General features: G+C 60.7%; 14 protein-coding genes, 1 tRNA gene and 1 pseudogene. 3 read left to right on the plus strand and 13 right to left on the minus strand.

The features are described from left to right. The 4 genes from Q7S58_RS07775 to Q7S58_RS07790 form a co-directional block, all read right to left on the minus strand. A partial coding sequence (locus Q7S58_RS07775) for a hypothetical protein (protein WP_304823036.1) occupies nucleotides 1-239 on the minus strand: 239 nt, incomplete at its 3' end. Nucleotides 240-2440: 2201 nt separating this feature from the next. Then, the gene (locus tag Q7S58_RS07780; protein ID WP_304823039.1) at nucleotides 2441-3016 is read right to left on the minus strand and encodes a hypothetical protein; all 576 of its coding nucleotides are present in this window, start codon (nucleotides 3014-3016) and stop codon (nucleotides 2441-2443) included. A gap of 819 nt (nucleotides 3017-3835) precedes the next feature. Further along, on the minus strand, nucleotides 3836-4912 hold the full coding sequence (locus Q7S58_RS07785) for a hypothetical protein (RefSeq protein WP_304823042.1): 1077 nt from the start codon (nucleotides 4910-4912) through the stop codon (nucleotides 3836-3838). Between the two features lie 1170 nt (nucleotides 4913-6082). Next, nucleotides 6083-6640, minus strand: a complete 558-nt coding sequence (locus tag Q7S58_RS07790) for a CPBP family intramembrane glutamic endopeptidase (protein ID WP_304823045.1) — start codon at nucleotides 6638-6640, stop codon at nucleotides 6083-6085. 66 nt (nucleotides 6641-6706) lie between these two features. Here Q7S58_RS07790 and Q7S58_RS07795 point away from each other — a divergent pair. Then, nucleotides 6707-7774: pseudogene (locus Q7S58_RS07795) on the plus strand (DUF1329 domain-containing protein); the annotation flags it as partial. A 128-nt stretch (nucleotides 7775-7902) separates the two neighbouring features. Here Q7S58_RS07795 and jag read toward each other — a convergent pair. The 9 genes from jag to Q7S58_RS07840 all read right to left on the minus strand — a co-directional run bounded on the left by jag (nucleotide 7903) and on the right by Q7S58_RS07840 (nucleotide 20940). Then, complete coding sequence (gene jag, locus Q7S58_RS07800) at nucleotides 7903-8970, minus strand: RNA-binding cell elongation regulator Jag/EloR (RefSeq protein WP_304823049.1); 1068 nt, start codon at nucleotides 8968-8970, stop codon at nucleotides 7903-7905. A gap of 10 nt (nucleotides 8971-8980) precedes the next feature. Continuing rightward, nucleotides 8981-10750 carry a membrane protein insertase YidC gene (gene yidC / locus Q7S58_RS07805; protein ID WP_304823053.1) on the minus strand — a complete coding sequence of 590 codons (1770 nt, stop codon included), beginning with the start codon at nucleotides 10748-10750 and terminating at the stop codon, nucleotides 8981-8983. Between the two features lie 4 nt (nucleotides 10751-10754). Continuing rightward, nucleotides 10755-11090: a membrane protein insertion efficiency factor YidD gene (yidD, locus tag Q7S58_RS07810; protein WP_304823056.1), complete on the minus strand. Its 336-nt coding sequence runs from the start codon at nucleotides 11088-11090 to the stop codon at nucleotides 10755-10757. Further along, nucleotides 11087-11473 (minus strand): ribonuclease P protein component, encoded by a 387-nt coding sequence (rnpA, locus tag Q7S58_RS07815; RefSeq protein ID WP_304823059.1) that lies wholly within the window; start codon nucleotides 11471-11473, stop codon nucleotides 11087-11089. Before rnpA ends, yidD begins: the two co-directional genes overlap by 4 nt. A 196-nt stretch (nucleotides 11474-11669) precedes the next feature. Continuing rightward, nucleotides 11670-11828, minus strand: a complete 159-nt coding sequence (gene rpmH / locus Q7S58_RS07820; protein WP_304823062.1) for a 50S ribosomal protein L34 — start codon at nucleotides 11826-11828, stop codon at nucleotides 11670-11672. A 181-nt stretch (nucleotides 11829-12009) separates the two neighbouring features. Further along, nucleotides 12010-16794 (minus strand): NAD-glutamate dehydrogenase domain-containing protein, encoded by a 4785-nt coding sequence (locus Q7S58_RS07825; RefSeq protein ID WP_304823065.1) that lies wholly within the window; start codon nucleotides 16792-16794, stop codon nucleotides 12010-12012. Nucleotides 16795-16955: 161 nt separating this feature from the next. Further along, a complete protein-coding gene (locus Q7S58_RS07830) occupies nucleotides 16956-17654 on the minus strand; it encodes a hypothetical protein (RefSeq protein ID WP_304823067.1) in 699 nt (232 codons plus the stop codon). An 825-nt stretch (nucleotides 17655-18479) separates the two neighbouring features. Further along, entirely contained in the window at nucleotides 18480-20072 is a 1593-nt protein-coding gene (locus tag Q7S58_RS07835; RefSeq protein WP_304823070.1) for a DHA2 family efflux MFS transporter permease subunit, read from the minus strand. A 79-nt stretch (nucleotides 20073-20151) separates the two neighbouring features. Continuing rightward, complete coding sequence (locus Q7S58_RS07840) at nucleotides 20152-20940, minus strand: class I SAM-dependent methyltransferase (protein WP_304823073.1); 789 nt, start codon at nucleotides 20938-20940, stop codon at nucleotides 20152-20154. A gap of 329 nt (nucleotides 20941-21269) precedes the next feature. On the opposite strand from Q7S58_RS07840, the gene Q7S58_RS07845 reads away from it, so the two are divergent. Both Q7S58_RS07845 and Q7S58_RS07850 read left to right on the plus strand, forming a co-directional pair. Beyond that, nucleotides 21270-21345: transfer RNA gene (locus Q7S58_RS07845), tRNA-Thr, on the plus strand. A gap of 294 nt (nucleotides 21346-21639) precedes the next feature. Further along, the gene (locus tag Q7S58_RS07850) at nucleotides 21640-22392 is read left to right on the plus strand and encodes a PTS sugar transporter subunit IIA (protein WP_304823076.1); all 753 of its coding nucleotides are present in this window, start codon (nucleotides 21640-21642) and stop codon (nucleotides 22390-22392) included. The last annotated feature ends 644 nt before the right edge of the window (nucleotides 22393-23036 follow it).

A 23036-nucleotide genomic window follows, 5' to 3' on the forward strand; every position in this document is an offset into this window, starting at 1 on the left:
CCATCCGCGCAAGCGCCGTCAGCCAGGCGGCCAGTTCCAATTCGCGCGGCGAACTTTTTCCCCGTACAATCACCCGCCGCCCTGCCTGCGGCGTAATAGTCGCGCTCGATTCGAGCACTGGATCCCAGCAGAGTGCCGAGAGCTAGGAAGACTAGAGTGTGACGTTTCGGAATTTTCGATTCTGTTCCTGAAAAGAAGAAAAAGCCCGCATCCATATAGGGTTTTTGAACCGAGGACATAATCAAACAGAGTTTCTGCAGATTTCAAGAATTTGAGCTATATCATCTCGTCGAACCTGCAAGGTTGTCGAAATCATTAGAGTGCTCAGCGTCGAAATCATTAAGAGACGTGCTCTAACAACTTCCACGAGCCTTCACTAGCAATCACCGCCGGCGTCCGCTCGATCGCGCTCACGGCTTCTCCGATGGGCTTACTCGAAGGCCTAGGAGATTCGGGTTTAAGACTTGGGAGGGGCAGCCGAAGGATTTAGCGATTGGATGGCCGGCGTCAAAACTTCGCTGCATTTCGCTAGCGGCGGTTCGGATAGCAGCGTTCGGTACACTTCCTCGGTCATGCGCCGCGGTTTTGGTGGTACTGCAGCTGGAGCTGCAAGAACGTTAGGATCCTGCGGACTTTCCTTCCTTACCCGGCGCAAAGCCCGCCTGAATCTGCCTTCTTGCTGACTCGGATACGTTAGCCCCAAGCACCCCCGGCAACGAAAAGGTCCATTGAAGTAAAGCACCGCGACTCGCTGATTGCACCCCGGACAAAGAAGCCACGGGCGCTGTCCGCCGTAATTGCAGGCACTGAACGCGAGTGCAACCGTATCATTAGCCAACACGGCGGACCCGTCCTGCCCCTTGGTCGCGTAAATGAGCTCTATCTGCTGTGCCTGGACCTTGACGTGTACCTCCGCTCCTTTGCCACATTTTTCCGACGAGCAGCGAAACGATTTGCCAGGCTTTACCAGTCCCTTTCGGTATCAGCTGCGGATGTCTATCGACACGTAACCGTCGACTGTTTCCTTCGCCAAAGGGTTCGAGCGCCGTGTTAGGACTTCTTCATGCGACCTTCTTTCCAGCGCTTCTTCATCAGCTCGGAAAGGCGCTTCCTGCCGGCCGGCGTGAGCCCACGGCGCTTGGAGGTGCCGGCAGCTGCCTTTGAGGTCGCTATGCCGCTTCTGGTCGAAGTGCTCGGCCTCGAGTTGCTACCCTCCAAGGCCGTGATAGCTCGATCGAGCCGATCTCTTTCCTGCTTTAGTTCTCCGAAGGGTGCCAATGTCGGCTAAACCTTTTCCGTAGCCAAGAGCCGAATGCGAAGCCGAATCCAATCGCCGGTCCTAAAATTAGGCACTGGAAAGCGATCTCGATTGGATAGATATTTCTCTCAGTCTTGTCCAATGCAACGTCGATTAACACACCGATAGCGACGCCCGCAAAGAAGAAACTATAGCTGAATCTCGACGCCCATTCAGAAAAAACTCCGACGGACGCTGCTAGGAGAAAGGGAATAAAGAACATAAATGCCAGCGGTAATGACGGTCCGAGCCCGTTGAAGTAGGTTGTTGGGATTCTGTAAAAGAGAGTCACCAACAATATACCAAAGATCGTAACAGCCAACCCATCTGACAAAATTCCAACGATCCGCTTCATGGAATACTCCAACCGCCTATCATGCAGCCTACTGCAGCCGCATTACATCCGGTACAGGCACCCCAAGGAATGATGAATTGCCAAGAAGAAGAGTTGCACTGGTTAGGTGTATAGCAATCGTCGTGCGCCTTGCAGCAAGCCAAGATTCCAGGCAATCCATTCATGGCGAGTCCGGGGAGCCCTCCAACACTGCACTTCTGGTCCTGCTCTTGGAATCCGGGTCTAACGTTACCGTTGCCGGTAGGCGGATTTGAATTCTGGCCGTTCGGGTAGTTTCCTCCGCCCTGCATAGATGCAAGCTGCACCTTCCGTTGGCTCCAGACGTTCGCGTATACAATCCCCGCAACTAAGGGCGCCTGAATCGAGTGCGCTGGCTCATAGAGCTTGGGATTTACCCACGGAGTGCCACCAAATAGTTCGGATAGGTCCAAACCACCTGTTACCAAGATGTCGACTGCCACCGCGACTAACAGTGCGCCAGTCAAAACACCACCACTGCCAAGATCTACAGCGACTAAGCTGGCCCAGAGAGATAAACCTCCGGCGGCCAGCCCGGCACCTGTTCCGATACCCGCATTTACTCCCGCTTGCTCTCCGCTGAGACCTCCGGATTCGGGAATACTTCCGCCTTGGCCGGCTAACCCCGGACCACCTCCGCCACCGCTGCCACCAACCGCCGAGATGGGTCGCTGGAGGGTCGGGCTGTAGTAGCGGCCGGTCTGGCCACCACCACTTCCGCTGCCGCTGCCCGCACCAACCTCCGAAATGGGCGCGAAGCCTCACGAAAGTTAGGTCACTCGGCTAGGCGCAGTTGTATCACCGATGATGGAACGGGGCGGTACTGCCTTCCCTTTCAAATACCAAGCAACGATAAGACCCTCGACCGCACCCGCGAGCGTGCCCGAGAGCGCGAAATATGGAACAAAGGAATAGTCTCGCACCGGGGGACCTTCAGGGAGGACTGTGATCAGCGAATACAGAAGAATGAAACCGGCTCCGGCTACCCCTCCCGCCAATACTGCGACCATTGAGAGCTTCGCGAACGACAGTCTAGCTGCAACTGAACTGCCCTGTGCGAGCATCCACGCCAACGCTCCTATGAAGGCTGCCCATGGACCCATGGCTACCAACGCAAGTGGGAAGTAGATCACCGCAGCCATCATGAAGCGCAACCACAATGCAGGTTCGATGGTATGCGCGCCCGAGGTGCTGACCCAAAAGAGAAGTGCGAGTTCCCCGGCAAGCGGCACAAGAAGCGATGACACGATCGCGACTCGCCAGGAGATCCGACGAATCAGAACAATAACCATCAAACCGGCTAGCGGCAAAAGAAGCGCGAAGTAGTGAATCGGTGATGCAGGCATAGTTTCCTCGATAATCACCAGCTTACGGTAGAATCAATTGTCTGCACGAGGGAATAGTAAAAGGAGTGAGCGGATTCTGTCCACAACGCTGATAGCACTGTTGATGCCCTATCGCTCGATATTGCTGCACAGACGCCGACCCGAAGTATCTGTTCTCAAAACCGAGGAGACATCCGCGAACGCAGTTGGCCGTCGGATTGTCACCAAAGTCTCTGCAGCATGGTCCCGCGGCGCAGGCATACGAATCGGCCGGGGTTGCGGAACATTCAGCGTCGTATTGTGAACATGCGCTAGGCGGAGCGCCGTTGGCCGCTACCAGCTGCGCCTTCCCTTGGCTCCAGACGTTCGCTCTCACACTTCCCGCGACTAGAGGCGCCTGAATCGGATGCGCCGGCTCATAGAGCTTAGGATTCACCATGGAGTGCCGCCAAAGAGTTCGGATAGGTCCAGTCCACCCGTGACCAATACATCGACTATGATCGCCACGCCTACTGCACCAAGGATCGCAGGGGTCAGAAGACCGCCGCTTGCCACATCTACCGCCCCCATAGACCAGATAAACGATCCCGCACCAACAGCTACTCCGGCTCCGCTTCCGATCACCGTATTCATAACAGCTTGATCTCCGCTGAGGCCACCGGACCCAGGTATAGCTCCGCCTTGGCCGGCCAACCCCGGACCACCTCCGCCACTGCTGCCCGCACCAACCGCCGAGATGGGTCGCTGGAGGGTCGGGCTGTAGTAGCTGCTGCCGTAATAGAGGCCGTCCGCGTCTTGCTCCAACCCTTGAAATAGAAACGGATCGCGAAACAGTTAGGACTAGTTCACGCGTCCGATTGCTGGAGCAGTTCTCTCGTCTTTTGGTCCTGCGCCTTTAACGGGTATGGGAAGCAAGAACTTGACCCTTGGAAGTTTTCTGCCTTCGCCAGTCCAATACAGATGCGAATGTGCACGTCGGATATGGGGTCGTAGGTTTCGCCCGCTCCCTCCGTCGGATTTATGCTGCTGCTCGATTTCCCAGCGCTCGATAGTTTGCTGGAACTGACGACCTACGGTCCGCGCATCGGGTTCTCGAAGATCGCGCCAGCGTTCTGGGTCTTTCTTGCGGATCGACTCTTTGACGGCTGGCTTGGATCCGGGGTGAACGACCCGGACGGTATCCGGCTCGCCACCGAGATATAGCAGCGTCGTTATAGCCAGCCGGAGATAAGGGTCTTCACGCATAACTTGCACGACTGCGCTTCTGCCGGCCTCAGTAGATCGGATCTCGATAGATTTTAGGTATGCTTGGAAGCATTCGCCTAGTGTCGCTCCGGTGAGGCGAAGAGTTCCAAACTGTATCCAAGCGGGGGCCACCGCTGCTTCCAGAAAGTTAAATCTCATCTCCAATGCGTTTTTTCCGTCATCGCCTGTCTCAATGTCGTACCGTATACCAACCGCTGTAGGCCTGTCTGAATCGGCTGCTTTGGGGAACACGAGAACAGGGAAGCGCGAAGGCAGACGCAGTGCAGCGAGAGGTGTTTGCTCTGGCCAAGGTGTATTTGAGAGACACTGCGCCAATGCTGGTTCGATAGAATAGACGGGTTTCGACTCTCGCCAGCCAGCCCAACAAACCAGCGAGTAGATATTGACCTTGTGCGTACACAAACTCTCCGGGTCTTTAGGGTCGAAATCGCTCGCCATCACTACGGAAGCTGCGGCACCAGTGTACAGAGTTATTTCGGGTGGGATTTCGTCGATTCCCATCTGTTCTGCGGCTTCGTCTTGTATCGAGAGAGCCTGATCAATCGCAGCGTTCATTCTTCTGCGGTATTGTCGCCACGCACCTTCGAGCATTTCGCTGGCTGCGCGTGCTCTACTGGATTCACTCCCGATGGATTCAAATTCAACAGCCACTTGCTTCCTCCATCTGCCCTACCGCCGTTTGTCCGTTGGCCGCACACGCTCCTAAACGATTCTATCGAATGCGGAGCGCGAGGCGAGAGCCTCGCCGATTTTCCCGAACAGTGAGTTAGCAGACTGCCGCGCGACCGACAAACGTCGAGCAAGCGTGGGCACCGAAAATGTGTCTTTTTGTGTCTGAGCCGAGCAAACCGAGACGATGCCGTTACAACCCCCCGGCCACCTTAGCAATCTGGTGCCTTTCGACCACTCGGCCACCTCTCCGCTTGAGAAATCAATAAGTACGCAATTATCGTCAGGTTTCCAGCTCCGCGTTATCGGAATGAGCGAAATCCGATGGCTCGTTGGCGTACGCTCTCGGGTTCGAGTACAGCGTGGAGGTACCGATCGGGTGTTGTAGTACCGCGAGGTCAGCGCCGATTCTTAAGTGCGCCCTTCAAGCGGTTGGCCACCTCGGAAATATCCGGCTGACGTCGTCCGGCTCGGGGAGCCTTCGGACCCTCGTTTTCTGGATTCAAATCGCCGCGAACGAGGCTTGCAACGCGCTCCCAAGCTTCCGGGGTCAGCGGACGAGAACTTCTGAGTTCGACCAACTCCTTCTGAACTCCGGGAATGGTAAGCAGGAGCCGGATTGCGGCCAGATCGCCTTTGGCGATTCGCGACATTGCCGATCTAGATGTTGTTGCTCACCGTGGTGGGATTGTATTGGGCCATTTGACACAGCATCGCGCGCAGCAGAGCATGGCGGCGCCACCTCGGGAACCGCTGCAAAGAGATTCCAACCGCCCTTCCTGTTCGTTCCTACAAAAGCGGAAGTTCGATCCCTTCGTGTTCCGGTTCCCTGTCGTGCTCGACCGGTGCCGATCAACTTGTCATAGTGGCGTAGCCGCGGGGGATAACGCATTGGAGATTGTCGCGAGTCACTGATGCCGGTACGCGGATGCACGGTCGGGAGGCCGTCTGACGCCATGACCAAGGCCGAATTGATTGAAGCGTTGTCGAACTAAACATTCTCGGATCCGACAGAGGTAAATTTAAGATTTTCCAGGCTATATTGCGCAAGGTTTGTTGGAACCCGCCCCGCTGCCGCTGACTAAAGATCAGCAGCACGGGATGCGCCTCCAGTAACGGTTCGTGGAGAGGCCCAGAAGAAGAGCATGCAGCTTATAGCTCGAAAGCGACAACATCCAACATCAAATGAGCGAGGATACAGGCCAGCAAGCTGCGCCGCCAAAAATAAAGAATCACAAAAGGCAGAAGTGCAGGCAATTTGATCAACATGCCGTGTATACCCCAAATCGGTGCGTGAACCACCACGTTCATGGCTAGTGGGACAGCGATTGCCAAAGTTGTGCTCTGGGTCGATTCCTGGATTCGCTCGATCGCGTAACCGCGGTAGCCTATTTCCTCAGCGACAGCGTTGGCGATCAGGCCCGCTACGTCCAACCATTTTGGACGCAACGACGCATACAATACGCTGCCTGCCTTCAATTCAGCCATTACAACCGGCATCGAGGACGCGATTCTCAAAAGTTGGTGATCGAGTTGTAAACACACCAGAATAATTGCGAACGTAGCCAATATGTCTGCTACGGAAATACCGCGAATGCCTATCGAGGTAAGAGAACGCCGTTCCCAATAGACAACGATCGCGGGTATAGCAGTAATCACTACTAGCTTGGAGGCCAAACCAACAGATTCCCAAGCTGCGATCCACGACATCCCCCACCCTATCCTGAGAAGATCTAAAAAAGGCTCCCGGTAAGGCGGTATCGGCAGTACAAGGATGCGACCGAGAAATACTCCTCGCAGGTTCGATTGACCTCCGATCGCCGTAGCCTGCTCGGTTACGTGGCGGGCCAGCCGTTCCCGCTCATCGACGCCAACGATCGCGACGTCGGTGTCAAGGTCATCTGGAACAACGTGTTTCGCCCGATCACCAGTGACGACTACGATCTCCGGTTCTATGATTGCGACACGGAGTATCAGAAAAAGGGCCCGCAGACCTCCCAGATCGAGTACTTTCAGATCGGTCACTATGCCGGCTACGACCTCGTCGGTCGCACCGAAGTCGAACCGTTGCCAACCGATCCGGATTTCAAGAAAACCGGACGTTTGTGGCTGTTCGCCCTCTATCCGGTGCTCGCACCGCAGGAGCTTCATGGCATTGGATTCGTCCGCTGGCGTTACGCCGATCCGTCGAAGGGCGATGACACCTGGTCGCTCAACGCCGGCTCGCGCCGCGTCCGCCGCATCGACGAATCGATCCTGAGCTCCGCCGTTACCTCGGGAACTGCGGCGTTCTCGTGGGATCCCGATCATTACTCCGGCTTCAACGCCAAGACCGAGGAGTACGACTATAAATTCGTTGGCGAAAAGAACATGCTCGGCAGCATGCATGCAGCGCATTCGCCCGAGGTCCGCTGCGCCACCGACGGCGGCGCCAGCGCTTGCCCCGAGAACTGGGAAATGCGCCACCTGTACGTGCTCGAGGTTACGCCGCGCCCGGGACACATCAATGCCATCGATTCGCGCAGCATGATCTACTTGGACGCCGAAATGTGGTTCGAGCCGTACATCGACACCTATGATCGAAGCGGCAAACTATTCCGTTCGCACATCTACTGGCTCGCTTATCGCGATCGCCCAGTGCCCGATGCCCGCGTTGCCATCTATCCCTTCAAGCGCGGGTTCGTCGTTGCTGCGGTCTCGACCGACGTTCAGTCCGGTCAAGCCACGATGTGCTACCTGCCGGGCATCGAAACGCCGGAGAAGGAGTGCTGGTACATCAATATGGGCGCGGTGGATCGGCCGTTCTTCACCACCGACGCGATGGTCCGCGCGGCGGCGATGTAATCAGCTAGTCGAAACTGTCCCCTAACCGGACTGGCGTGGTCGAAAGATCGCGCCAGTCTTTTTTTGCACTAAAACAAGGAGGCGGCCTCGTTCGACTGCCTCTTTCGCATCCCACCGTCGCGACTCATCTACACGATTCGCTTCTGCCCGTGCTTGAATCCGCCCTGCTCGCCGAGCGCATCGTTGCGTTCCGGCGGGCGTTCGCGCTCGGGCTGGCGTTCGCGCTCGGGCTGGCGCTCGCGCTCGGATTGTCGCTCACGCTCCGGCTGACGCTCCCGTTCGCGGCGGTGCCCGCGTCCCTGATTCGCCTGCCCGTCGGCGTGCTCGCGATTGCCGCCGCCGACCGGGATGATCTCGATCTCGCGCAGATATCCGTCGCCGGCCGAGCGCGTCGTGATCATCGGGTCGTCTTTCAGCGCGAGATGCACCACGCGCCGATCGCGCGGCGGCATCGGATCGAGCTTGATCGACTGATGCTCGCGTTTGGCGCGTTCGCCCATCGAGAGCGCCATCCGATGCAACTGCTGGCGGCGGCGCGCGCGATACGATTCAGTCTCGAGCGAGATCGGCGCCGAGTCCTTGATTCGCCGCGACAGGATGCGGTTGACCACGTACTCGAGCGCATCGAGCGTCTGCCCGTGACGGCCGATCAGGATGCCAGAACCGTCGCCCTGAATCTCGAGTTCGAGCGCTTCCGGATCCGATTCGATCGTCCGCACTGCGGCGCGCTCGCCCATCAGGTCGAGAATCTGGCGCAGGATGGCGATCGCTTCGTGGCCCTGTTCTTCGAGGCCCGCGCTTTGTCGCGTGCCGGTTTCCTCGTCGTCGGGGGTGGCGGAAGATATCGGCTTTTGCGGCGGACGTTCGCGCGGCGGCGGCTCCGATCGTTGCGGTGCTTGATTGCCGCGTTCGTCGGATGAACGCGCGTCGCGCTGCGGCGCCGACCGCGCGTCGGCGGGACGCTCGGGACGGATCGGCGGCGCCGGCGGAGGCGATTGCACGCCGCTCGACGCGGCGCGCGATTCGCGCCGGCTCACGCGCACTTTGGCCTGGCGCGAACCGAGCCCCAGCACGCCCGCGCGCGGAGTCGCCAGCACCTCGATCGAGACGTCGTCCTCGTGTGCGCCCAGTTGATCGAGCGCGTCCTTGATTGCCTGTTCAACTGTATTCGCGGTGAGTTCGATAAAGTCGGCCATGCTACGTCAGCTATGTCGCTGGAGAGTACTGTTTGAATTCGCGGTTCAGAAAAAATTGCTGGATCACGCCCAGCATGTTCGACGAAAAATAATACAATGACAGTCCCGCCGGAAAGTTGATCAGCATGATCGTGAAGATGAGCGGCGTCAGCATCATCATCCGTTGCTGGCTCGGGTCCGGCGAAGTCGGCGTCATGTATTGCTGCGCGAAGCTCGATAGCCCCATCAGCAGCACCAGCACCGGCAGCCCGTGGCATTGAAGCATCGGGAGCTGCGGCAGCCACGAGATATGCAGGCAATCGGGCGTGGACAAATCATTGATCCAGCCGATGAACGGCGCGTGGCGCAGCTCGATCGAGTTGAGCAGCGCCTCGTACAGGCCGATAAAAATCGGCAACTGCAGCGCCATCGGGGCGCATCCGCCGAGCGGATTGACGTGATTGCGCTTGTAGAGGTCCACCATCTCTTTCTGCAGTTGCTCGTTGTTGTCCTTGTATTTTTCGCGCAGCCGCTCCATCTGCGGCTGCAGGCGCTGCATCTTCATCATCGAGCGCTGGCTTTTGATCGACAACGGCAGGAACACGATCCGCAGCGCAATCGTCAGCAGGATGATGTCCACCCCATAATTTGGTGCGATTAGATGAAATAACTTGAGCGTGCGCAAGAACACAAGCGCAAGGATTCCAGCCCAGCCGAAATCGATTGCCTTGTGCAGCGCCGGATTCGCGGCGTCGAGCGTATCGAGCAGTTTCGGCCCCATGTAAACGCGAGTTTTGACCTGGTTCGCGCCGGGGAAAAGCAGGCGGGCGACCGCTTCGTCGCCTGCGTAGGCCATCGCGAGCGTGCCGACGGAGGGACTCTGCGGCAAAAACACCGATAGAAAGTAGCGATCGCCGAAGCCCGCGTAAGTGATCGGGCCGCTCACCGGCTCGACGCCCTTGCGCAGATTCTTTTCGTCCTGCGTGAGGACTTTGTCCTTAACGTCGGCCTGCAATTCGGGGATGTCGTAATAGCCGAGATGCGCCGTCAGCGGCTGGCTCATCGAGACACCGATCTGCTGCAGCGGCGGACCGCCCGCGACCGCGACGTCCATCTCGAACACGTAACTGCTCGGGTGAAAAGTAAAAGTCTTCTCGATCTTCGTGCCGTCGGCGGTCACCGCGGTGAAAGAGACCTTCGCCTCTGCGCCAGTCACGTCGATTCGATCTTTGGGCGCTGTCGCAGAACTCCCGGCGCTCGCCGCATAGATCAAATCCTGATCGCCGAGCACTTCGCCGTCGCGTGTCATCACCACGCCGAGCGGCAGATGCCCGCCCGGAGACATGGACACCATCTCGTACCATCCGCTATCGGCGGCGGCCTTCTCCTGGTAGCGCTTGAGCCGAAAACTCTTGAGGCGCGCGCCGCGCGTGGTCAGCAGCGCGACCCAGTAATCGGAATCGATCTCGATCGTCCGCTCTTCTGCGGACGTGGCGGTTGCTGCCGATGCGAGCGCCTTCACCTGCGCTCCGCTTGCCGCAGTGCTGCTGGCGACCGCTCCTGGAGCTGACGTCATCGATCCAGCGGGCGTCGAGGAGACCGCGCCCGGCCCTGCTACGCTCGACGCCTTCGACGCGGGCGCATTTGCGAGCGCCCGGCTCTCAGCAGCTTTCGCGGCCTTGGCCTGCTCGGCGGCCTGCTGGCTGGGCGGCGGATAGATCCTCTTCAGCACGAGTTCCTGGTAGGCGAACACGATCGCCAGCGACAGGATTACGGCAATTAGAACTCTGCTGGTATCCAACTATTTAGTCCCTTGCGCTTGAATTGTAGGTTTGAGATTCGGCATCCGGCGCAGCCTCGATGTGCGAGCGCCTGGCCGGCGCCGGGTCGTATCCATCGCCGCCTAGCGGATTGCAGCGCGCGATTCGCCACGCCGCCCTCGCGCCGCCGCGAATCAGCCCGTACTCGCGAATCGCGCCTGCGGCATACTCCGAGCAACTCGGCTCGAACCGGCATGCGCGCCCGAACAGCGCCTGAATCATCGGTGAGATCGCGCCACGATAAATCGCGATCGCGCCGAGTGCCGGATAGCGCGCGGCTCGAGTGAGCGGGATGCTCGCGATGCTTCCCCGCGTTTTCACGTGCGCTCGGCTCCCAGCCTGATCGCGATCTTGCCGACGCCGGCGGCCAACTCCGAAAAAATCATCGACGACGCCAACTCGCCTGCGCCGCTACGCGCGATCACGACCAGCGACGTGCCGGCCGGAATCGATTGTCGAAGCGCGAGGCGAAAGCATTCGCGGACGCGCCGCTTCAGACGATTTCGCACCACCGCATTGCCGATTCGCCGCGATACCGTCACGCCGAGCCGCGAGCGCTCGATGTCGTGCGGCAGCGGACCGGCGTACAGCACGAAATGCGGACATTGGATGCGGATGCCCTTGCGCTGCAAGGCGAGAAATTCCGCGCTCCGATGCAATCGATCCGCGGCGCTGAATCCCAGCGATGTACGAGCCGAGGGCATCGCGGCGCCCCTTACCTCGAACCTCGAAATGATATCGCTCGGCGCAATTGGAGCGGCCTCGTGCGAAGCTTGCGGTCGCGAATCCGTGGTTGCCACGACGCCGGCCGTTGTCGTTACCTGAACTGAATTCCGATCGAATTGGCAGGCGGCGCCCGATGGCGTCCGCGCGGCTGAACCGTCCCTGCCCAACCCTTGGTTAGCCCGGCTGCTTCGGCGGGATCGAGATGGCGAGCCTCACGCGGCCCTTCGCGCGGCGGCGTTTCAAAATCTTGCGCCCGCCGGGAGTGGCCATTCGCGCCAGAAATCCGTGAGTTCGTTTTCGTCGGCGGTTGTGCGGTTGATAAGTCCTTTTCATCGCTGGCGGCCAGATTCACTTGTGGATTCAGACCGTTGGGTCTGTTGTAGGTCGGGTCTCGGCATGTCGATGGCGAAGCAGGGCCGAGTGGTCTCGACATCCCCGATCATGCAATCGAACCATACCGCACGCCATTGAGCAAGACTCTAGCCTAGCCTTTGGCGCTGGATTGGACCATATTTTACGGCGCTTGGGGTTGAGCGGCGGCGGCGAGGCGCGATAGCGCGCGAATCAGCACGTGAATCGCGGGCAGGCCCGGCGATGGCATCAGCTTCAGTTCGTCGAACAGGCGCGCAACTTCGGCGAATCGATTCGAGCGTGCAAGCTTCAACTGCGCGATTCCTTCCGCGACGCCGGCCTTGCCCGCGTCGAGCACCGCGCAGCAGAGCGCGACTCGCGCGGCGCGCAATTCGGCGGCGAGTTCCTGCCCCGCGCGCCGCTCCCATCGATCCTCGATCCCGATCGACAACAGCGCCTCCTCGAGCAGCGCAAAATTGATCTCCGCGCTCAGCCCGAAGTAGGCGCGGGCGGCCGCTGGAATTTCGATCGCGCGCGCGCAACTCAAGCTCAAGACGGCGAGGATGTGATCGGCGAACGCGAGCCGCGCGAGGCCGTGCGCGAGTTCGCCGTCGGCGACGTCGTTTCTGAGTTCGCGATAGATGCGCTCGAAGCGCTCGCGCTCCGCGGCGGCGAGCATCGTTTCGAATTGCCCCGACAGCGACTCGAAGGCCGGCTTGAAGTGCGAAACCACCGCGCCAATCGAGCGCGCCGGCTCCGCCTGCGTCAGCGCCCATCCGGTGGCGCTGCGCGACGCGCGCTCGAGCGCCAGGTACGCGCCGAGATCATTGTCGGCGCTAGCGGTCAGCGACGGATTGCGTTTGAGTTCTTCCGCGCTCGGATGAATCGAAAGAATATCGCTCGCGATCACCCACGCGCGCACCGCGTCTTCGGCCGACACGCCGTAGTCGCGCACGAAGCTGAAGACAAACGTCGAGCCTTCCAGATCGACCAGTTCGTTGATCGCGCGAGTCGCGATCAGTTCGCGGCGCAGGCGATGATGCGTCATCTCCTCGCCGAAATCGACGGCGAGCGAAGCCGGAAAATACGGCTTCAGGAATCGCTCGACCAGGTACGGATCATCGACGAACGCCGACGTCGCGATCCGCGCGACCAGATCGATCTTGGTGTAGGCCGTGGTCACCGCAAGCTCGGGCCGCGTCAGGCCCGCGTATCGCGCGCGCCGCTCATGCAGCGCTTCCCGCGTCGGCAGCACGGCCTCGGTGCGGCGGATGATGCCGCGATCCTCGATCGCCTGCAGATGATCGCGAAACGCGATCATTTGAGCGCGGCTGCGCACCTGCTCGAGGCTGAGCGACAGCACCTGATCGCGATTGTCCGCGATGACACGCTCGGCGACGTCGTCGGCGCATCGCGCGAGCGCCTGGTTGCGCGCATCGAACGTGAGCGCACCGCGCGCGACCGCCGGCTCGAGCAATATCTTGAGATTCACCTCATGGTCCGACATATCGACGCCGCCCGAATTGTCGATCGCGTCAGTGTTGATGCGCCCGCCATTGAGCGCGTACTCGATGCGCGCTTTTTGCGTGAAGCCAAGATTGCCGCCCTCGACCACGACCTTCGCGCGCAACTCGGTCGCCGCGATTCGGCTCGCGTCGTTGGCGTGATCGCCGACGTCGGCGTCGCTCTCCGTGGTCGCGCGAACGTAGGTGCCGATGCCGCCGTTGTAGAGCAAATCGACCGGCGCGCGCAGGATCGCCTGCACAATCGATTCGCCGTCGAGCCCCTCGAAATCGCAGCCGAGCGCCGCGCGCGCTTGCGGACTCAGCTCGATTCTCTTCTGCCCGCGGCGGAACACGCCGCCGCCCGCGGAAATCAGCGCCGGGTTGTAGTCCGACCACTGCGAACGCGGCAAATCGTAGAGGCGTCTGCGTTCGTCGAAGCTGCTCTCGGGATTCGGCTCCGGATCGATGAAGATGTGGCGATGATCGAATGCCGCGATCAGCTTCACGTTGCGCGATCGCAAAAGTCCGTTGCCGAACACGTCGCCCGACATATCGCCGATGCCCGCGATCGTGACCGGCTGCCCCTTCTCGATGTCGCGGCCCATCTCGCGCAGATGGCGCCGCGCCGATTCCCACGCGCCGCGCGCCGTGATCCCCATCTTCTTGTGGTCGTAGCCGTGCTCGCCGCCCGACGCGAACGCGTCGCCGAGCCAGAAACCGCGCTCGAGCGCGATGCCGTTGGCGATATCCGAAAAGCTCGCGGTGCCCTTGTCCGCCGCGACTACCAGGTATGGCCCGTCGGTGTCGAGCACCTTCACCCGCGGCGGATGCACCACGCCGGCGTCGGTGAGATTGTCGGTTAGATCGAGCATCGCGTTGATCAGCGTCTGGTACGCTTCGACACCGTCCTTTGGATCGGCGGGATGGCCCGTGCGCGGCTTGACGATGAAACCGCCCTTCGATCCGATCGGCACGATGATCGCGTTCTTGACCGTCTGCGTTTTCATCAGGTCGAGAATTTCGGTGCGATAATCGTCGGGGCGATCGCTGAAGCGGATTCCGCCGCGCGCGATTTTGCCGGCCCGCAGATGGCATCCTTCCATCCGCGGACTGTTGACGTGGATCTCGTAGAGCGGCGCAGTGTCGGGCAAGCCGGTGATGCGCGCGCTTTCGAATTTCAGCGCGATGTACGGATCGGGCGCGGGCATCTCGCGGAAGAAGTTGGTGCGCACCGTAGCCTCGACCATCGAGAGCAGCACGCGCGCGATGCGGTCGTCGGCGATATGCTCGATCGCGGCGAGGCGCGCGGTGTACGCGGCGCGGAGAGCGGCAATCTGCTCGACTGACGCCTCGAGATCGGGTGACAATCGCGCGCTGAACAATTCGACCAGCGCCCGCGAGAGTTCGGGATTCAGCAGCAGCACGCGCTGCAGCGCGAGTCTCGCCGGCGCCAGCCGCATCTGAAAAACGGCGACAAGATAGGTTCGGAGCAAACTCACTTCGCGCCAACTGAGATCGGCGCTCAGCGTGAGCGCGTTCAGCGCGTCGTCGGCCGCCAACCCGCTTCGCGCGGCCGCGAGCGCGTCGGGAATCAGCTTGGCGCCGGCGAAATCCGCGAACGGCTTCGACCCCGGTCCCCGCACGGAGAACGCCTGCAGATAAGCATGCGCGCTCTTGCCGGCGATACCGGGCTTCAGTTCGTACGCATCTTCGGTGAGCACCCGGATGCCGAAATTCTGCAACGTCGGCATCAGATCGGAGAGCACCGGCGCTTCGCCCAGGCCGATAATCCGAATCTCGCTTAGATCGGCGGTAGCGCCGCTATCGCTCGCAGCTTTGGATTCGCCGCGTCCCGTCTCGACCATGAAATCGTGGCCGCCCGCCAGCAGCCGTTCGACGTCGTCGATATCGCGCGCGGCGCGATCGATATCGCAGGTGGCGACGTAATCCGCGCTGAACGCATCCTTCCATCGCGCGGCCAGTTCGGCCCCGCGCTTTGCGCCGAATTGCTCGATCAGTTTTTCGCGCAAACGATCGGGCCATCTCCGCGCGAGCCGAATTATCTCCGCCTCGAGTTCGCGGATCACCGACGCTTTGGGCTGATCGGTGGCGAAACAAAAATGCAGCCGCGCCGTGTATCCCTCGCCCAGCGCCAAATAGTAATAGACCAGCGTGCCCTGCAGCCGTTCCGCGATTGCGCTCTGGATGCGTTGACGCACCTCCGCCGAGAACGCGTCGCGCGGCATCACCACCAGCGCGATCACGTGCCCGTGATGCACATCCGGCGTGAGGATCAACCGCACCTCGGACTCGCGCTTGACGTCGAGGATGAGCCGCAACTGCCGCACCAGCTCGGGCGCCGGCGCGCGAAAAAGTTCGTCCTTGGGGAAGCTGTTGAACGCGCTGACGATTTCCTTGTAATCGTGCGAGCCGGATTCGGCCCGCTCCGCGGCCAGCACTTCGCGCAACTTGGCGCGCAGCACCGGAATATGTTGCGCTTCCTCGGAGTAGGCCTTCGAGGTGAAGAGTCCGACGAAATTGTCGAATGCGATCGCTCGACCGTCGCTGCCGCTGCGGCGAATCGAAACGCTATCCATCGGGCGCCTGCGATGCACGATCGATTCGGCGCGCGTCTTTCCGATCGCCAGTGGCGGTCCTTCGAAAAAAAGCTTGCGCCGCGCGGCGGTGAGATCCTCGAGCGAGCCGGAACTGCGAAAGCGCGATTCGTCGTGCTCGCGCATGATGCCCAGCTCCGTGCCGGCATCGACCGTGAACTTGCCGGCGCCGTCGCCGAGGTTCAATCGGCGATAGCCGAGAAACACGAAACCCCCCTGCACCAGCCAGCGCAAAAACTCGCGCACCTCGATCAACTCGCGATTCGGCGCGGTCTCGTCGCAGATCTGCAGCGCGCGTCCGGTCATGCGATGGAAATCATCGGTCGCGTCGTGGACCTCGGTAAGAATCGCGATGACCTCGTCGCGGATTTTGCGCGCAAGATCGGCCGACCACGGAAGTTCCAGCTCGGCGTGAACGAAGGACTCGCCGCGCTCGGCCGCCGACGATTGCTCCATCGAGATGATGCGCCCGCCGCCGTCGCGCGCGACCCGAATCACCGGATGAAGCATCGTCCGGACGGTCGCGCCCAGATGATGAAAATATTCGAGCAGGCTATCGACGATGAACGGGCAATCGGCGGTCACGGTCTCGACCGCGGTGAGTGATTCGTCGCCCGCCACCGGTTCGACGCGCGCGACGATCGGCGCATCGCGCACCGCGAAGAACTCGGCCGCCGATTGCACCATGCCGAGGCGGCGGTCGGCGGGCACCGGCTCGCGGGAATCCTCGCGCTCAAACAAGCGCTCGGCGAAGATCGCCACGCGGCGCGCGTCCTCGGGCGGATAGTTGCTGGCAATCAGGTCGCGAAGCTCGGTTTCAATCGCCAAGGCAGGTCACCCGGTTCGTTCAAGCAGCAGTAGGCGTCGGAAGCGATGCTTCCTGTGCGATTATAAGTCCGGCGGGATGGGCAGGGCTACGCTTGATAGACCGACTCACGCGTGCGCAGCGGCGGCGTCAGGGGAAAAGATGGTGCATCCGCGCGCGCAGCCTAGGCCGGCAACGGACGCCAGGTGAAGATCACCTGCCCGCCGGCGACATAACAATCCAAATCGTAGTGCGGGAGTCCCGCTTCCGTGCGCTGATTGCGAAAGTGCTCGACCGCGTGATGGAGCGCGTCAGGCGTGAGCGTTCCGTTCGCGCATTTTCCTTCGAGTTGCTGAGCGCGGACTTCCGCGCCCAGATGCACCGGCAGGCATCGGGTCCCGCAATGTTGATCGAGCGGTCCCGCGCCCACGCAGGAGCATCGGAGGCATAGCACCACCGGTCCGCACTCGTCGCTGACGCTGGCAAAGAATTCGCGTTCGAGGCGATCCAGCAGAATCGCGCATTCGGACCATGCTTCGCGCGCGCGCTCGGCGGAGAAGCGGCGGATCGCTCGCGCCAACTCGCGCATCAGCGCCTCGCTCGAGCTTGGCCGCAGCGCGACGATCGTGTCGTCCTCGATTCGCATCGTCGGTCCGAGTTGCTCGGCCAGGAAGTGGCGCAGATTGATCGGCAGGCGGCTGCCCAAATGCAGTCGCTGCGGTTCGAAGCGCGCAGCTTCCGGCGCCGCCGGCCGCGCGTGCCGCGCGAACGTATGCGGACTTCCGAACGCCGCCAGCGCATGCAAGCGCTCGAGCGGCGTCGGCGTACCGTAGGCGAATCGAGAGGCACGAGCGCGTCTATGAACCAGGGGACCGTTTCGCACAGGCTCAACCTCCGAGCGCTGAAAGGCCGGGTCGAGGCGACGCGCAAATCGTGCGCGCGAGCTCAGCGCCGGACACCGTCGAGTGCCGTTCGATTATTCTCTGATTGATGTGATTGAAACTGAGCGATTCGAGGAAGGAAAAGAGAGAACCGGAAACCAGCGCCGCCGAGTGCCGCGCCGCCATACGCCGCAGCCGTCGCCAACCGGCGATCAGGTCAAGGCTCGCGTGATAGAAAGCGCCCGAACAGACTTGCGCCATGCGCACCGGCTCTTTTCATCAGCCCATCAGCCAGCTCAGAGCCCGCGACCCCGCCTGCCTCAACCACTGTTCAATCCAAGCAGCGGCTCGATGGAAAATGCGCGTCGATTTCCGAACTCCGAACTTCAGTCGCGACGCGCGATGTTACCAGACCAAAAACTGATAGCGACCCGAGGACACCTACTTAATTAGCGCGCGGGTAGGTGTCGAGCAACATTGAACGATCGATTAAGAGATGGAACTTCAACTTGACAATACCTTGCCTGCGTGCCCTTTTTCGAACTTATCCGACGCCGTGTCGGCAGCAGTATGAGCCAGCCTAATAGGCCGGCGTGGATCGTCGAGATGTATTTTGCGCCCGCGCCTCCGCGTCGCTGAATCAGCCATGCAAGCGGGGATGGATTTTTTACGCATCGCTCGATCGCGGCTGCGGTCTCAGCGTCGTGCGGCGCCGGAATCATCGCGCGCCGGCGTCCGGTTTCGCGCACATTAAAAGAATAAATCCGGCGACACGATTCCTCACCGATGCTCGAGCACCTGGATAGTCATTCCGAACTGATTCCTGCTCAGTGGCCGCCGCCTTCGCCCGCCGGCAGGTTGCGCGTATCGCGCTTCAATAAGAGGAACGTCGGCACGAGCGCCAGCATCAGCACGCACAGGATGCGGTAGATGTCGTTGAAGGAGAGCATCATCGCCTGCCGCTGCACCATCCCGTAGAGCATCATGATTCCGTGCTTGTGGCCCATCGCGAAATCCTGCGCCAGGCTCGCCCCGCGCCCCGGCATCCTGAGATGCGGCAGGGTGAACACCGTGATGTGCTCGACGAGGTAGCTCTGATTCACCTGCTGGCGATGAATCAATAGCGTCGTCAGGTACGACGTGCCGATCGCGGCGCCCAGATTGCGCGTGACCGAATAGAGGCTCGCCGCGCGACCCATCCTGAATTTCTCCATCGAGCTGAGCGCCGCGGCTGACAATCCCGGGAACACCAGCCCGGTACCGAGTCCCTGCAGCACCGTCGGCCACACGATTCGGTAAACGTCGGAGTTAAGGTTGAGCCCCGCCATCTCCCACATCGCAAAGCCCACCAGCATGAAGCCGATCCCGACCAGCGGACGAATATCGCCGCCGCGGCGCGCATAGGTGCCCAGCACGATCATGGCGAACATCGTGCCGAAGCCGCGCGGCGCCATCACCAAGCCGGCCTTCGACGCGGTGTAGCCAAGCACCTCCTGCAGGAACACCGGAGTCAGAATCGCCGTGCCGTAGAGCGTGAAAGTCAGGAAAATCACCAGCGTCACCGGCAGCGTGAAGTTCATGTTCTCGAGGATGCTCATATCGACGACCGGATCCTCGGTGTGCAGCTCATGATAAACCAGCACCGCCATCGAGATGATCGCGGCGGCCGTGCAATAAATGACCCACGGAGAGTGGAACCAATCGGCGCGCTCACCGCGATCGAGGACGATCTCGCCGAGGCCGAGCGAGACGAACAAGCAGAGGATTCCCAGGTAATCGACTCTCGCGCGGCGCAGATTGCGCATGTACGAAGGGTCATCGACGAAGCGATAGACCATGAATGCGGCCAGCGCGCCGATCGGCACATTGATGTAGAAATTCCAGCGCCAGCTCCATGCGTCGGTGATATAGCCGCCGACCGTCGGACCCATGATCGGCGCGACCATCATGCCCATGCCCCACACCGCCATCGACATCGCTTGCTCGCGCGGCGGGAAGGTTTCCATCAGGATGGCTTGCGAAAGCGGCATCATCGCGGCGCCGGCTGCGCCCTGCAGCAGCCGGAAAAAAACGATTTGATTGAGCGATTGCGCGATACCGCAGAGCGCCGACGCACCGACGAACATCGTGATCGACGCGACGAAGTAGCGCTTGCGGCCGAATCGTTCTGCGAGCCAGCCGGTCATCGGGATCATGATTCCAGCGGCGACCAGATACGACGTCACCACCCACGCGATTTCGTCGATGCTCGCGGAAAAGCTGCCCTGCATGTGCGGCAGCGACACGTTTAACATCGAGCTGTCGAGCACCTCGAGCACGGTGCCGAGCATCACGGAGACCGCGATGATCCACTTGCGCGTCGAGGAAAATTCGTGGACCTCGTGCGTCTCCTGGATGATCGGTTTGGGCGTCGCGCTCATGTGGCTCGATCGCTCAAGCTACAAACCTCGATGCATCAATGCAAAGGACTCGAGTCGGCGATGCGGTCAGCGGGCGATCCTAGCGCGCCGTGAGCACCACGCAGTCGCCGCTCGCGGCATGATCGGCGCCGTAGCGTGCTGCGATTTCAGCGAACCTGCCCGCCGCAATATCGCGTTCGAGATGCGCCAAACCGCGCGCGATTCCATCCGCCTCGAGACGGCGAAAACCCGAGGTCGCTGCGCGGAAGCCCGCGTCGAACAACAACTGAGGACGCGCGCGCGCCGCCTCGAACGTCAGATCACAGTCGCCTGAGTAGAAGACCTTGCGCGTCGCGACGTGCGAGAAACCGCATCGCAGCAGCGTCGTGAGCAGGCTGCCAAGCGTCGGATGCAACGGCAGCAGCACCTCGTCAATCTCGGGAAAATAATGGCGGTACCAGAGCGTCGCGAGGTTCTCGCGCACCACCGCCTGCAACACGACTCCGGCGCGCGCAACCCGGCGGCATTCGGCGAGCGCCGCGGCGAGGTCGGGCAGATGATGCAACACGTTCACGCCGGCGACCGCATCGACCGAGTTCGCGCGGAGCGGCAAACGGCCGGCGTCGGCGACAATCCAGGCCGCACGCGCCTTGTGCGCGCCAATCGCGACCATCGCCGACGATCGATCGAGTGCCGTGACCGCGTATCCGCTCGCATCGAGCGCGGCGGTGTAGTTGCCGGTGCCGGCGCCGAGCTCGAGTATGTTGCGGGCGTGGAGTGAATCGAGACCGCGCACCAGAGCATCGATGATCGCAGGCTCGATCCGCCGCGAACGATCGTAGCCGCGAGCAACCTGCGAATAGTCGAGGTGGTTGATGAATGCTGACATCGCGGGACCGCAGCGTCGGATAGATTCGACCCAATCGCGTCGAGCGTCGTGAGCGCGACTTTGTGTCTTCTGGATCGCGCCGCATGCGCCGGCTTCAGTCAAAACGATGCGCCGATAATTGCCACGAGGCAAACTTGGGGCGTCGTACCGAACTCCGAAACTGGGCGAATCGAACGGATCGATCGATACGCCCCGCTTGATCCGAGAATTGTTGGGAACCTTTCTCGATGCCCGATGCTTCGCTAATGTGTTATCTCTGCGCGTGCAGGCGCGGCCTCATGACGTGGAGTCCCGGAGTTGAATGGGGCGCGGTCGGTACGCGGAACGGGGCCACCCTAGCTCAGTTGGTAGAGCAGCTGATTCGTAATCAGCAGGTCGTCGGTTCGAATCCGACGGGTGGCTCCAACAAATCCAGGAAAATCTTCTCGAGCATTTTCTGAGCGGTCTTTTCGTCCGTACTGCAGCTGCTCTCTCGATACTCCCGCCCGTTTCTGGAATAGGCTATCCACCAGATTCGGCTTCGCAGAAAGATTCTTCCGTCTCCTCGCGTGAGTCCTGGAATCACCAAGTTGCCGGTGATTCTGCAGCTCTTGTGAGTGCTGCGGCGCGAGGGCTTGTTTTTGAGGTAAAGCTCGTAAAGCAATGTAATTCTCCGCCGGTGTTGAACTATTTCGTAAAATGGCGTTAAATTCCAAACCAATGTCAAAGTTCCCGAAAACAGTTGGACTCTCTGACGATCGGCTCCTGACTCTTAGGGAACTGGCCGCATACCTGAGCGTCAATGAGCGCACACTTCTCAAGCTGGTGTCGGAAGGTGATGTCCCAGGCGTCAAAATCGGCAATCAGTGGCGCTTCCGCAAGGCGATGATCGATACCTGGCTCGACGACCAGATGCTTGGCGTCGCCCCGCGCCGTTTTGAAGTGCGAGGCGCACCCTCTGCACCGCAGCGGATGCTTGCGCTCGAAAGCTGCTTTCAGCCGAGCCACATCCTCCCCGAACTCGTCGCGACCACCAAGCTTGGCGTGGTTGAAGAGCTGGCTGCCTTAGCCAATCGTCTGGGCTTGGTTGGTGACGAGACCTGGTTCGTCCACGCCCTTATCGAACGCGAGAACATCATGCCGAGCGCGGTCGGTAATGGCGTTGCGTTCCTGCATACGATGTACCGCCATCCGGAGCACGTGGTGAGACCGTTCATGGTGCTGGGAAGGTCCGCGCGCGGAGTCGATTTCGACGCATTGGACGGCAAGCTTACGCATCTTTTTTTCGTGCTCGGTCTCAAGTTCCACGAGCTGCATCTGCCGTGGCTGGCGAAGCTGTCGCAGATGTTCGCGCGCGCCGAAGCGACGCAGGCATTGCTCGAAGCGCCGGATGCCACAGCGATCTTCGAAGTTCTGTGCGGAGTTGAGAGAAACCTGTTTCCCGCTTTCCAAAAGAGGCCGATCGCATCGTGAATGCTCTGAGTCGAAATGATGCAGCCCTACGCCTCTAGGCGCTTGGGTGAATGAGATGGCGTGGTTGACCCAGGCCAAAAACCGCGGCGCGGCTGCAGCGTGAGACAACTAGCCGCCGCACTCGAGCTCTGAACAGAAGGTTGCCACGGTCAAAGTGCCAACCACTACCAGGCCCTGGAGAGTCAATGAAGCCATCCGAGGTTAAGGAGTTGAGACTTGCAGCACCCGTTTGGGTGTGGATTGTCCGCTTTGGTACGGGCCGGTGGTGGCCTGGGACGGTAGAAGGGATCGAAACCAAAAATGGCCTGCCACTTGTCATAATCAGGTTCGAATCTTTTTGGCGTAGCCGACATCGCACCGATCCGCCTGTTACGGTCGGCTTCGTTACCGCGCCGATGAGACGGGTTGAACGCCGCGACATTAGTCTGAAGCGCGAGGATCGCCCGCGATTCGTGCCAACTTCTCGCCTGCGAACGCCGGAAACGCCCGGCTCATCGCAGGGCTTACCTCATGTCGAAGCAGACTCTCGAGTCTCTAGCGAAAGCATCGGCGCGAATGGCGAACACGGCGGCGCGATCGCGGAAGGCTCGCATGGAAACGAGACGATGTCCGCACTGCTGAGTAAGAGTTGAATACGGCAGCCC

Origin of the sequence: Candidatus Binatus sp. (assembly GCF_030646925.1) — a bacterium.
GTDB lineage: Bacteria > Desulfobacterota > Binatia > Binatales > Binataceae > Binatus.